This window comes from Cyanobium sp. LEGE 06143, assembly GCF_015207535.1.
In the GTDB taxonomy this organism is placed as follows: Bacteria; Cyanobacteriota; Cyanobacteriia; order PCC-6307; family Cyanobiaceae; genus NIES-981.
Genome location: NZ_JADEWP010000008.1, coordinates 14,558 through 27,040 on the forward strand (window position 1 = coordinate 14,558; position 12,483 = coordinate 27,040).

Annotated in this window: 12 protein-coding genes; 5 read left to right on the forward strand and 7 right to left on the reverse strand. The window is 67.8% G+C overall.

Annotation, left to right across the window (positions count from 1 at the left end; translation table 11 throughout):
* Positions 1-52 precede the first annotated feature (52 nt).
* Together gltS and arsB are read right to left on the reverse strand one after the other, a co-directional pair.
* Positions 53-1,264, reverse strand: a complete 1,212-nt coding sequence (gltS, locus tag IQ216_RS01500) for a sodium/glutamate symporter (RefSeq protein ID WP_193814027.1) — start codon at positions 1,262-1,264, stop codon at positions 53-55.
* A gap of 62 nt (positions 1,265-1,326) precedes the next feature.
* Entirely contained in the window at positions 1,327-2,352 is a 1,026-nt protein-coding gene (gene arsB / locus IQ216_RS01505; RefSeq protein WP_193814028.1) for an ACR3 family arsenite efflux transporter, read from the reverse strand.
* Positions 2,353-2,473: 121 nt separating this feature from the next.
* Between arsB and IQ216_RS01510 the strand changes: the two genes are divergently transcribed.
* From IQ216_RS01510 to IQ216_RS01520, 3 genes are all read left to right on the forward strand, one after another.
* The gene (locus IQ216_RS01510) at positions 2,474-3,499 is read left to right on the forward strand and encodes an ArsJ-associated glyceraldehyde-3-phosphate dehydrogenase (RefSeq protein ID WP_193814029.1); all 1,026 of its coding nucleotides are present in this window, start codon (positions 2,474-2,476) and stop codon (positions 3,497-3,499) included.
* The gene (gene arsJ / locus IQ216_RS01515) at positions 3,499-4,752 is read left to right on the forward strand and encodes an organoarsenical effux MFS transporter ArsJ (protein WP_193814030.1); all 1,254 of its coding nucleotides are present in this window, start codon (positions 3,499-3,501) and stop codon (positions 4,750-4,752) included. Before IQ216_RS01510 ends, arsJ begins: the two co-directional genes overlap by 1 nt.
* A gap of 97 nt (positions 4,753-4,849) precedes the next feature.
* The gene (locus IQ216_RS01520) at positions 4,850-5,137 is read left to right on the forward strand and encodes a hypothetical protein (RefSeq protein WP_193814031.1); all 288 of its coding nucleotides are present in this window, start codon (positions 4,850-4,852) and stop codon (positions 5,135-5,137) included.
* Between the two features lie 23 nt (positions 5,138-5,160).
* On the opposite strand, the gene IQ216_RS01525 is transcribed toward IQ216_RS01520, so the two are convergent.
* From IQ216_RS01525 to IQ216_RS01535, 3 genes are all read right to left on the reverse strand, one after another.
* Complete coding sequence (locus IQ216_RS01525; protein WP_193814032.1) at positions 5,161-5,736, reverse strand: ferritin; 576 nt, start codon at positions 5,734-5,736, stop codon at positions 5,161-5,163.
* A gap of 192 nt (positions 5,737-5,928) precedes the next feature.
* Complete coding sequence (locus IQ216_RS01530) at positions 5,929-7,395, reverse strand: iron uptake porin (RefSeq protein WP_193814033.1); 1,467 nt, start codon at positions 7,393-7,395, stop codon at positions 5,929-5,931.
* A gap of 113 nt (positions 7,396-7,508) precedes the next feature.
* The gene (locus tag IQ216_RS01535) at positions 7,509-8,501 is read right to left on the reverse strand and encodes a CHAD domain-containing protein (protein WP_193814034.1); all 993 of its coding nucleotides are present in this window, start codon (positions 8,499-8,501) and stop codon (positions 7,509-7,511) included.
* 86 nt (positions 8,502-8,587) lie between these two features.
* Between IQ216_RS01535 and IQ216_RS01540 the strand changes: the two genes are divergently transcribed.
* Positions 8,588-9,682: an acetate/propionate family kinase gene (locus IQ216_RS01540; protein WP_193814035.1), complete on the forward strand. Its 1,095-nt coding sequence runs from the start codon at positions 8,588-8,590 to the stop codon at positions 9,680-9,682.
* On the opposite strand, the gene IQ216_RS01545 is transcribed toward IQ216_RS01540, so the two are convergent.
* On the reverse strand, positions 9,660-10,895 hold the full coding sequence (locus tag IQ216_RS01545) for an FAD/NAD(P)-binding oxidoreductase (protein ID WP_193814036.1): 1,236 nt from the start codon (positions 10,893-10,895) through the stop codon (positions 9,660-9,662). The genes IQ216_RS01540 and IQ216_RS01545 overlap by 23 nt on opposite strands.
* 142 nt (positions 10,896-11,037) lie before the next feature.
* Positions 11,038-11,265 carry a DUF3136 domain-containing protein gene (locus IQ216_RS01550; RefSeq protein ID WP_186696782.1) on the reverse strand — a complete coding sequence of 76 codons (228 nt, stop codon included), beginning with the start codon at positions 11,263-11,265 and terminating at the stop codon, positions 11,038-11,040.
* Positions 11,266-11,448: 183 nt separating this feature from the next.
* Between IQ216_RS01550 and pyrC the strand changes: the two genes are divergently transcribed.
* On the forward strand, positions 11,449-12,483 hold a 1,035-nt coding region (pyrC, locus tag IQ216_RS01555; RefSeq protein WP_193814037.1), incomplete at its 3' end, for a dihydroorotase.

A 12,483-nucleotide genomic window follows, 5' to 3' on the forward strand; every position in this document is an offset into this window, starting at 1 on the left:
CTCAACAGAGCTCCACCAGTAGTGCGGCGCAGGCCACCACCACCCTCCCAGCTCAGCCCAGGCGCCGCAGAAAACCCTGGATCACCAGGGAGTTGCTGATGTCGATGAAGAAGCCCGACACCAGGGGCACCACCAGAAAGGCCCGTTCCGCTGACCCGTAGAGACCAGCCACGGCGGCCATGTTGGCCATGGCGGTGGGGGTGGCGCCAAGGGAGAAGCCTCCGAAGCCGGCGCACACCACCGCCGCCTCGTAGTCGCGGCCCATGGCGGGAAACACGAGCAGGGCGGCAAACAGAACCGCCACGGCGAACTGCACCGTCAGGATCACCAGCAGGGGCCCGCCCAGGCCGGCCAGGGTCCAGAGCTGCAGGCTCATCAGCGACATGGCCAGGAAGATCCCCAGCGACACCTCCGACACCAGGGCGAGGGACGGCGACTGGGCGGGCCAGGGGATCGGCAGCAGCCGCGGCACGGTGTTGGTGATCACGATCGCCGCGAACAGGCAGCAAACGAACAGGGGCAACTTGATCTCCAGGGCGGCAAAGCCCTCCTCCAGAAGCTCGCCCAGAGCCAGGCTCACGTTCAGCCAGAACAGCGTGGCCAGCAGGCTGAAGCTGGTCACCGGGGCCGCCTGGCCCGCAGTGGGGGGCCGACCGCTGGAGGATGCTGCCGGGGTGGCCGCTGCGCCAGCCGGGGTGGAGAGCCGGTGGCGCCGGATCAGGAAGCGGGCGATCGGCCCGCCCATCAGGGAGGAGAGCACCAGGCCGAAGGTGGCGCAGGCCGCGCCGATTTCAAGGGCGTTGGCGATGCCGTGCTGCTCAGCGAAGCGCGGTGCCCAGGCGATGGCGGTGCCATGGCCCCCCACCAGGGACGTGGAACCCGCCAGCAGACCGATCACCGGATCCAGGCCGAGCAGGGAGGCCACCGTGATGCCGGTGAGGTTCTGCGCCACCAGGAACAGCATGGTGAGCGCCACCAGGATGGCCAGCGGCCGGCCCCCGGCCAGCAGCACGCGCACATCGGCATTGAGGCCGATGCCAGCAAAGAAATAGAGCAGCAGGAAATCACGGGTGGCCAGGTCGAAGCCCACCTCCACGCCAGTGAGCCGCTGCAGCAGGGCCAGCAGCAGGCACACCAGCAGGCCGCTGCTCACCGGTTCGGGGATGCTGAACTCGCTGAGCAGGCGCAGCCGGCGGGTGAGCAGCTTGCCCGCGGCCAGCACCATGATGGCCACATTGAACGTGGCGAAACCGGCGAGCTGCATGGGCGGGCGCTGGACCAGGGACGCGGCAGCCTAGGGACCGGGCTCACTCCAGCCCGGCTGGCTCAGCCCTCTGGGCTGCGGTAAGGGAAGAGCCAGGCGCTGCGGTTGGCGATGGCCACAAGGGCCAGCATCACCGGCACCTCCACCAACACCCCCACCACGGTGGCCAGGGCTGCGCCGGAGCGCACGCCGAACAGGCTGATGGCCACCGCCACCGCCAGCTCGAAGAAGTTGGATGCGCCGATCAGGGCCCCGGGGGCGGCCACGTCGTGCCGCTGCCGGCAGGCCCGCATCCCCAGAGCAGCGAGCAGGAAGATCAGCAGGGTCTGGAGGATCAGGGGGATCGCCACCAGCACGATCAGGCCCGGCTTTGCTGCGATGGTGCCGGCCTGGAAGCCGAACAACAGTGCCACCGTGCCCAGAAGGCCAACGATCGCCCAGGGCTTGAGCCGTTGCTCCAGGTGCTCGATCGCCCGCTCGCTGTCCATGAAGTGCCGGGTGAGCCAGCCGGCCGCCAGCGGGATCACCACGAACAGCCCCACCGAGAGCTGCAGGGTGTCCCACGGCACCACCACCTGGTTCACGCCCAGAAGCAGGGCGGCGATGGGGGCGAAGGCCACCACCATGATCAGATCGTTCACCGCCACCTGAACCAGGGTGTACGTGGCGTTGCCGCGGCAGAGCTGGCTCCAGACGAACACCATCGCCGTGCAGGGGGCGACCCCCAGCAGGATCATGCCGGCGATCAGTTCATCACCGAGTTCGGGCGGGATCCAGGCGGCATAGAGGCCGCGGATGAACACCCAGGCCAGCAGCGCCATGGTGAAGGGCTTCACGAGCCAGTTGATCCCCACCGTCACCAGCAGCGGCTGCGGGTTGCGGCCCACGCGGCGCACGGCACCGAAGTCCACCGCCAGCATCATCGGGTAGATCATCAGCCAGATCAGGGCCGCGATCACCAGGTTGATCTGGGCCACCGCCAAGCCCCCCAACAGCGTGAACAGTCCKGGGAACCACTGCCCCAGCACCATGCCGGCGGCGATGGCCAGGGCCACCCAGAGACTCAGCCAACGTTCGAAGCTGCCCATCGCCGTTGCAGCAGGGATGAGCGGCGCCGCCGCCCCAGGAGCGCAGCGCACCCCCCTTAACCTGCCCATAAGACCCATCAACTCCTGTTGATGTGAGGATACGGCAACCCGCTCGTTCGCTGTGCGCATCGGCATCAACGGTTTCGGCCGCATCGGCCGGCTGGCGTTTCGCGCCCTGTGGGGCCGGCCTGGCATCGAGCTGGTGCACATCAACGAGCGGGCCGGCGATGCCCACGCCGCCGCCCACCTGCTGGAATTCGATTCGGTGCACGGCCGCTGGACCCACGCCGTCGGTGCCAGCCACGACGGCCTTCAGGTGGAATCCCAGGCGATCGGCTACTCGCAGGCGCGTGATCCGGCCGCCGTGCCCTGGCGGCAGGCCGGGGTGGAGCTGGTGCTGGAGTGCAGCGGCAAGATCAAAACGCCGGAAACGCTGGCGCCCTACATCGCCGCGCTGGGCGTGGAGCGGGTGATCGTGGCCTGCCCGGTGAAGGGGGCCGTGGCCGGGGAGGAGGTGCTGAACATCGTGTACGGCATCAACCACAGCCTCTACGACCCCGCCCGCCACCGGGTGATCACCGCCGCCTCCTGCACCACCAACTGCCTGGCGCCGGTGGTGAAGGTGGTGCACGAGAGCTTCGGCATCCGCCACGGCTCGATCACCACCCTGCACAACGTGACCAACACCCAGGTGGTGATCGACGGCTTCAAGAGCGACCTGCGCCGCTCCCGCTCCTGCCTGCAGAGCCTGATCCCCACCACCACCGGCTCGGCCCGGGCGATCGGCCTGATCTTCCCTGAGCTGCAGGGCAAGCTCAACGGCCACGCCGTGCGCGTGCCCCTGCTCAACGCCTCGCTCACCGATGCGGTGTTCGAGCTGGAGCGCAGCGTCACGGTGGAGGAGGTGAACGGCGCCTTCGAGGCGGCGGCCCAGGGCCCGCTCAAGGGAATCCTCGGCTACGAAACCCGGCCGCTGGTGTCGGTGGATTACCTCAACGACAGCCGCAGTTCGATCGTGGATGCCCTCTCCACCCTGGTGGTGAACGGCAGCCAGCTCAAGGTGTTCGCCTGGTACGACAACGAGTGGGGCTACAGCTGTCGCATGGCCGACCTGGCCAGCCACGTGGCCAGCCTGGAGGACAAGTGATGCGCGCCCTCTCCCCTCTGCAGCAGTACGGGATCATCACCGCCAACAACTGGGCGTTCACGGTGACCGATGGGGCGCTGCGCATGCTCGTGGTGTTCCACTTTCTGCAGCTGGGTTACACCACCCTGGAGATCGCCTTCCTGTTCATCTTCTATGAGTTCTTCGGGATTCTCACCAACCTCTACGGCGGCTGGCTGGGGGCCCGCTTCGGCCTGAAGCTCACCCTCTGGATCGGCACTCTGCTTCAGATCGGCGCCCTGCTGCTGCTGGTGCCGGTGGCTGACACCTGGCCCAAGGGGCTCTCGGTGGTCTGGGTGATGGTGGCCCAGGCGATCAGCGGCATCGCCAAGGATCTGGAGAAGATGAGCGCCAAGAGCGCCATCCGGGTGGTGGTGCCGGAAACCCCGGACGATCACGCCAGGGGCGAGCAGCAGCTGTTCCGCTGGGTGGCCATCCTCACCGGCGCCAAGAATGGCCTCAAGGGCCTGGGCTTCTTCGTGGGAGGCCTGCTGCTCTACGCGGTGGGGTTCAACAACGCTGTGATCGTGATGGCGGCCTGGCTGGCCCTGGCCTTTCTGGTCACCCTGCTGCTGCCGCGGGACATCGGCAGGATGAAGACCAAGCCCGCCTTCAAGGCCCTGTTCTCCAAGAGCGAGGGCATCAACGTGCTCTCGCTGGCGCGCTTCTTTCTGTTCGGCGCCCGCGACGTGTGGTTCGTGGTGGCCCTGCCGGTGTTTCTGCAGACCACCCTGGGTTGGCGCTTCTGGGAAGTGGGCGGCTTCATGGGCCTGTGGGTGATCGGCTACGGCATCGTGCAGGGGTCGGTGCCGAGCCTGCGCCGCGCCTGGGGGCAGACCAGCCCGCCTGGCCAGAGTGCCGTGCAGTTCTGGGCCGCCCTGCTCACCGTCATCCCCGCCCTGATGGCGATCACCCTCTGGCGCGAGGTAGGCAACCCCGCACTCACGGTGGTGGTGGGCCTGGCCGTGTTCGGGGTGGTGTTCGCCATGAATTCCTCCATCCACAGCTACATGGTGCTGGCCTACACCGATGCCGAGTCGGTGAGCCTCAACGTGGGCTTCTATTACATGGCCAATGCGGCGGGGCGCCTGCTGGGCACCCTGCTCTCAGGCTGGCTGTTTCTGCAGGGGGGCCTGCAGGCCTGCCTCTGGTGCTCCACGCTGCTGGTGGGCCTTGCCGCTCTGGTGAGCCTGCGCCTGCCCTCGCCGAGGGCGCTGCAGACGGCGGCCTCCTGAAGCCCCCGATGCTCAATACATGCTATTGAGAATCTCTTGCAAAGAAGCGCCTCGACTCGCTAGCGTCATCGCCACAGGCCATTGGGGCCTGGTCGCCATGACTGCGTTGAACGCCCCCCTCTTCTCCACCTCCGAATCCCTGTTCGGCAGCCTCTGCCGCGAGGCCCAGACCCTGCGGGGCCGCGCCATCCAGCTGGCCCAGGCCCTGGAGCGCTGCTGTGATCGCTCCCTGAGGGACCGCCTCGGCGCCGAATCGCTCCAGGTGCTGCGCCGGCGCCAGGAACTGTTGGAGGTGGCCAGGGCCTGGCAGCGTCAGGGCCGGGGCCACTCCCTCGCCCTGGAGCTGCTGGTGGAGCTCAGCAGCCGGCCGATCCCGGTGGCCTGAGCAGCGGCTCACTCACCACAGGCTCAGGCGGCAGTGGCCTTGGCGGCGTCCTCAGCCAGCTGAGCATCGAGGATCAGCAGGGGCGCCGGTTCGTTGCGGGCGAAACGCACCCGGCCCAGCAGGTGGGCCGCCTCATCCTCGGCATTGATCTGCTGTTGCACCATCGGATCGAGAACCACCGTGGTGCGCACATCGCCGGCCCGCTCGGCCATGGCGTAGAGCTGCTGCAGCGAGGTGGTCACGTCGGTTTCCATCTCGAAGATCGCCGTGAAGGCCTCTTCAGGGCTGGTCCAGATCTGCCGTGGGGCGGGGATCTCCTGCAGCAGCACGGTCTGGCCCCGGGCAATCAGATACTCGGCCAACTGGGCGGCATGGGCCTGCTCGGTGGCGGCCTCGGCGTGCAGGTAGGCGGCAAAGCCGCGCAGCTCCCGCTCGGCGAACCACAGCGCCAGGGCGAAGTAGGCCGTGCTGGCCCGCCGCTCCATGCTGAGGTGCTCCAGCAGCCCCTCCAGCAGGGTGCTGTCCATGGGCTGGGCCATCGCCCTGCCGGCAGGACCGGTGGCGACAGAACGGGCCGAGAGGTCGGTGGACAGGGTCATGGAGGGTTGGGTCCGCCGGTGGCGTGCTTTCGATTTTCTTAATCTACAGAGGCTTTCTACTGTCCGGGTGTTCAGGAGTGGGCCGAGGCCGGCGCCCGAAGCACTGCCATGAATCCGCCAGCAAAAAGCCCCCTGACGGGGGCTTGGACGTGAGGTGTGGAATGGGCCGCCTTGGACTGCTCTGACGCGAGCTCAGAACTTGAACGTGGTCTGAATCACGCCGCCCCAGGCATCGTTGCCGTCGTTGGAGCGCACGTTGGTGCCATAGAACAGCGACGGGGTGATGGAGATGTTGTCGGTCACCTGGAACTTGTAGAAGATCTCATAGAGCCAGGCTTCGTCGCTGTCATCACCATCCTCAAAGGGGGGCATGCCCACCGCAAAGCCCGCCTTGTTGCCCTTGATGAAGGCGTCATCCCATTGCAGGCCAGCCATCCACGACTGGGAGTCGGGGAAGCCACCGCTGCCATCGTTGAAGCCGTAGCCGAGGCTGATCGAGGGAATCCAGCCCGAGTCAATCGGCTGCCAGTAGGCATTGACGGCCACACTGTTGGTGCTTTCGCCTGCTTCCACGGTGCCGCTGAAGTTGGGTACGCGGATCCTGGAGTTTTCTGAGCCATAGCGATAGGCCACGGCGGCTCCCCAGTTCTTGCCCTTCACGCCCAGTTGAGTCAGGGCGTTGATGCCGCCTTCCTCGTTGAAGGCACCCACGGTGGAATCAGCGAAGCCATCGCTGGACACGTAGTTGGCGGAGAAGGTGGCGTAGGGGCGCCCCTTTTCAACCTTTTGCTTCCAGGTGAAGCCGGCGCCAGCACCGGTGGCCTTGTTGTAGGTGCCTGAGGCACCAGCCAAGCCGAAGTAATCCAGAATGCTGGACTTGTAGGCGCTCGGGATGAAGGCCACCATCTCGGTGTTGCGCACCAGGGCGCCCACCGTGAAGTTGAAGGAATCGCCGACGGGGAAACGGTAGAAGAGACGGTCGATGATCACCGAGTCGTCGGTGCCCTCAGCCTTGTCGAGCTTGAAGATCTGCGAGCTGCTGCCGAAGGGAAGCGACTCGAAGTTGCCAGCCCGCAGGCGGGTGCGCAGCAGATCCTTGCCGGTGAAGCTGGTGTCGAACACCAGCCGCAGGTCGTAGTTGAAGGTGGTGTTGTTGGGGTCTGTTTCTCCGGCAAGCTCGAAATCAGGGGCGCCGCCCAGAATGAAGCTGGCTTCACCCTTGAGCTTGGTGGTGGTGGAGAACTGGGTGGCCTCCAGCTCGCCCACCTTGGCCTCGAGGCCGTCCACGCGGCCCTTGAGCACGGCGAGCTCCTTCTCGAACTCGGCCATCAGGCGCTTGAGCTCGTCGGTCACTTCGGTGACGCGGTCGAGGCAGGCGTTCAGCAGCGCGGCGGCTTCAAAACGGGTCATGGCCCGCTGGCCGCGGTAGGTGCCGTCGGGATAGCCGGCGACGCAGCCGTAGCGCTCGATCAGGTTGGAGAGAGCCTGGTAGGCCCAGTCCGTGGGTTGCACATCCGAGAACTGGGAGATGCTGGTGACCTGCTCTTCAGAGGCGTACTGGTTCACCGCCCCCATGTTGAGCTCGGAGGCGCTGACACCAAGGGGTGCCAGAAGCCCTGTGCCGGCCGTGGCCAGCAGAAGTTTCTGAAAAGGTTTCATCGGGGTCCTCACACCGATACGACGACGTCAGACAGACGTCCGCTGGAACGTAATGGCCTCTGCAGCGTTGTTGAAGTGTTGTGGAGCGTGTCTGACTGTGCTCTGGGATACTTTCAAGCGGGTCTGAGGTGTGCATCAGCACCTTTTGCGCTGGTTTCGTCTGCCTGAGGAGCTGCCAGCAGGCTGGTCACCAGGGCTCTGCGCCCCGGTAGGGCCGTGAGCGCTGCCGCCGTGAGCCGCCAGCTCTGCCAGGCCTGGCGCTCCTGATCGCGCAGGGTCAGCTCCAGCTGAGCCAGGTGGGCACCCAGGTGAGTCCCGGCGGCGCCCTTGTGCAACACGGCCGAGATCTCGGAGCGCAGCACCGCCAGATCGTGGAGTTCGCCCAGCCACTCCTGGCCCTGTTTGAGCTGCTTCACTGCCCCGCCCACACCCATGCCCACGCCCACACCCGGCACGGCCAGGCCCTCCAGGTTCTCCAGCCGGTAGCGGGCCTCCTTGATTCCCTTGCGCAGGTCGTGGAGCTGGCGCACGTTGCCGCGGCCCTCAGGCGTCTGCAGCCTCCAGGCTGGATGCAGCAGCAGGCTGCCGATCCAGGGCCAGTGCCATTCGAGCAGCCAGTCGGCCAGGGGTTCTTGCCCCAGGGGCGTGAGCTGCGGAGCAGCCAGCCAGGCCTCCAGGGCTCTCACCGTGGCGCGGTAGCCGTCGCCACGCAGCACGCCGTGAAGGTGCCCATGGCTGTGGCGGCGCCGGCGCCGCAGGCGCTTCAGCACCGGCTTCAGCTGGCGGGCCTCAGCCTTGGGCAGGGCGGGCAGCAGCTGCTGCTCCAGTCGCTCGATCAGCACATCGAGATCCCTGGCCTGGCCGAGCCGCCGCACGGTCTTGGCCAGGCGCCTGGGGCTGACGGCCTCGGGCAGCTCCAGGGCCGGGCCGAACTGGTGCAGCACGGTGCTCAGCCGCCGCAGGGTCACCCGCATCTGATGCAGGGGCTCGGGGTCGCGGTCGAGCAGCACCGCTCCGCCCAGGGTGATCAGGCGCTGGCTGTGCCGCTGCAACAGACGCTGGGCATGGCGGCCCGCACTGATCGGATCGGGGCCAGATTCACCCATGCAGGGGAGGGCCGGAGGGCTGTCTCCATGCTGCACCCGCGCAGCCCACGCCACAGCGAGACTGGCCGCCTCAAGCTCCTGACCCGATGGCTTCCCCCGGCTCCGCGCTGACCCTGGTGATCAACGCCGGCAGCTCCAGCCTCAAGGCCTCGCTGCTGGCGCCCGATGGTTCCCGCCCCTGGCAGGAGAACCACGGCTGGGATCCAGCGGAGTCCGGCGGCATGGGCGGTCTGCTGGAACGCTGGCTGCTGCCGGAGGTGCGGCCCTGGCTGCCGCAGCTGGAGCGGATCGCCCACCGCGTGGTCCATGGCGGCGAGCCGTTCTGCCGGCCCACCCGGCTCACGCCAGCGGTGATCGCCAGCCTGGAGGCCATCGCGTGCCTGGCACCCCTGCACAACGGCCCGGCCCTGCAGGCGATCCGCTGGTGGGCCGCCTGGCTGGAGCGGGAGCACCAGACCCTGCCCCAGTGGGCCTGTTTTGACACCGGCTTTCACGCCTCCCTGCCGGAGGCGGCCCGCACCTATGCGATCCCGGCCGCCTGGCGGCAGCAGGGGCTGCGGCGCTACGGCTTCCATGGCCTCAACCACCAGCACGTGGCCGAGGTGGTGCAGGCTCGCTTCCCCCAGGCCCGGCGCCTGATCAGTGCTCACCTGGGGGCCGGCTGCTCCCTCTGCGCCGTGCGGCTGGAGCCCGGGGCGGTTCCGCGCAGCGTGGCCACCACCATGGGCTACACGCCCCTGGAGGGCCTGGTGATGGCCAGCCGCAGCGGCAGCGTCGACCCCGGGCTGCTGCTGCACCAGCTGCGCCAGGGGCTCAGCGCCGACCAGATTGACCAGGCGCTCAACCGCCAGAGCGGCCTGTTGGGGCTCTCCGAACTCAGTGGCGACATGAGGGAACTGCGCCAGGCCGCGGCCGGCGGCCATGGCGGCGCCCGCCTGGCCCTGGCAGTGTTTCGGCAGCGCTTGCTGGAGGGGATCGGCGCCATGGCGGCCAACCTCGGTGGCGTGGAGGTGATCGCCCTCACCGGAGGCATCGGCGAACACGACGACGCCCTGCGCCAGGAGCTGGAGCAGGCCCTCAGCTGGCTGCCGCCCTTCGCGCTGGTGCGGGTGCCGGCGGATGAGGAGGGGCTGATCGCGCGCGCCTGCCGCCGTGCGCTCAGCGCTTCACGCCAGGGATGAAGCGGCGCTCGTGCTGGCCACCGGTGAGCATCCGGTTCCAGTAGAGGGAGGGCAGGATCTTGCGCTTGATGAACCACATGCTCCAGCGCTCCTGGGTGGGATCCAGGGGGAAGGAGGGCACCGGCTGCTGCTCATAGTTGAACTCGGCCATGATCGCCTTGCCGTAGCCGGTGATCAGCGGGCAGCAGCTGTAGCCGTCGTAGGCGGCCTCCAGGGGCTGGCCGTCCAGGAAGGCCAGCAGGTTGGCCACCAGCACCGGGGCCTGGCCGCGCACGGCTGCGGCGGTCTTGGAGTTGGGGATGCCGCTCACATCCCCCAGGGAGAACACGTTGGCGAAGCGCAGGTGCTGCAGGCTGAACTTGTCCACCTCCACGAAGCCACTGGCGGCGGCCAGGGGGCTGCTGGCCACCACCTCCGGTGCCGCCATCGGCGGCGTCACATGCAGCAGGCCGTAGGGAATCACGGCCTCATGGCTCTTGTCGCCGTCCTTCACCTGGAACACCGCCTCGCGGCTCTGCGGGCGCACGGCGGTGAGCACATGGTTGTAGCGGGCGTCGATGCCGTGGCGCTTCACCACCTCCCGCAGCGGCGCGGCGTAGGTGGGCACGCCGAAGATGCCCGGCGTGGCGGTGGCATAGATCACCTGGGCCTGCAGACGCTTCTTCTTGAACACGTCATCGGCCAGATAGGCGATTTTCTGGGGAGCACCGGGGCACTTGATCGGCATCGGCGCGCAGGTGAACACCGCATTGCCGCTGGCGCCGTCGCTGCCACCCTTGAAGGCCTGAATCGCCTCCCAGGTGTAGGCGGTGTAGTGCTTGGAGTAGTTGCTGCAGACGCCGCCCTTGCCGAGGGCCTCGGTGAGCCCCTCGATCTTCTCCCAGCAGAGCCGCAGGCCGGCGGCCACGATCAGCACGTCGTAGTGGATCGCCTCGCCCTCGGTGCTGGTCACCACCGCCCGCTCGGGATCAAAAGCGGCGGCCCCGGCGCGGATCCAGTGCACGCCCGAGGGGATCACATCGCCTTCGGCGCGACGGGTTTCCTCCAGAGTGAACACACCACCCCCCACCAGGGTCCAGCCGGGCTGGTAGTAGTGCTCGCTGGAGGGCTCAAGGATGGCCACATCGAGCCCGGGGCGGGCCCGCTTCAGCTGGGCCGCGGCGGTGATCCCGGCGGCGCCGCCGCCGACGATCAGAATCTGGTGGTGGGCCATGGGGCAGCGCAGCGCGCTGGGCCGCGCCGTGAGGGTCTCGTTCTATTGAGTCATGCCGAGGGTGCCCTTACGGAAGCTCCCTCCTGACTGATGGGAATCTTCGACGGCCCTGCCAGCATCCCCTGACTTGGCTCAGCGCCCTTCAGGCGGCCAGCTCCTCCACATCGCGCTTGAGCAGGGCATAGAGGTAATCCGGAGACTTGTAGCGGTTGGGCAGGCTTTTCTGCAGCAGTGTCAAGCGTTCCCAGCAGACCGTGCGTTGAATCGAGTCGCGGGATTTGCCGTTTTTGATCAAGAGTCTGAGGGCCTTGCAGTAGGTGGGATAGCCCGCCTCCAGTTCGCCGATCGTGAGCCTGGCCTCAACGCTCATGCCAACCCAACCACGTGTAGAAGGAAGCCTTCTTTTACAAAGTAAACCTTAAGAAGGTTTGGTGCCCGAATCCACTCCCAGGCGCCAGACCCACAGAATTCTTTGGAATCGAGCCGCCGCCACGCTCCTCGTCCCGCTGGCAGGGTGGGAAGGGCCCCTGGAGGCCCTGCCGCCGCGATCGTGATGCCCACCGAGCTCAGCCTGCGCCAACCCGACGACTGGCACGTGCATCTGCGCGATGGGGCCATGCTCGAGGCGGTGCTGCCGTCCACCGCCCGCCAGTTCGCCCGGGCGATCGTGATGCCCAACCTCACGCCGCCCGTCACCAGCGTGGCCGCGGCCAGGGCCTACGCGGGCCGCATCCGTGAGGCCCTGCCGCCGGGCTCCAGGTTTGAACCCCTGCTCACGGCCTACCTCACAGACCACACCGATCCGGCTGAGCTGGAGCGTGGCTTCCGCACCGGCGTGTGGGTGGCCTGCAAGCTCTATCCGGCCCGGGCCACCACCAATGCCGATGCCGGGGTCAGTGACATCGAGGCGCTCACCCCCGTGCTCGACACCCTGGAGAGGATCGGCATGCCCCTGCTGCTGCACGGCGAGGTGACCGACCCCAGCATCGACATCTTCGACCGGGAGGCCGTGTTCATCGAGCGTCACCTGGCGCCGATGCTGCAGCGCCACCCGGGCCTCAAGGCGGTGCTGGAGCACATCACCACCAGCGATGCGGTGGCGTTCGTGCGCGCTGGCTCGGGCCAGCTGGCGGCCACGATCACCCCCCACCATCTGCATATCAACCGCAACGCCATGTTCCAGGGGGGCCTGCGGCCCGACTTCTACTGCCTGCCGGTGGCCAAGCGGGAGCTGCATCGCCTGGCACTGCGGGCGGCGGCCACCTCCGGCGATCCGCGCTTTTTCCTGGGCACCGATTCGGCGCCCCACAGCCGCGGCGCCAAGGAATCGGCCTGCGGCTGTGCCGGCATCTTCAACGCCCCGTTTGCGATCGAGAGCTACGCGGCGGTGTTCGAGCAGGAGCAGGCCCTCGATCGGCTGGAGGCCTTCGCCAGTGAGTTCGGCCCCCGCTTCTATGGGCTGCCCCTCAACAGCGGCCGCATCACTCTGGTGCGGGAGCCCAGGCAGGTGCCCAGGCGTCTGGAGCTCCACGACAGCGCCGGCCAGCCGGTGGAGCTGGTGCCCTTCCACAGCGGCGAGACCCTGCCC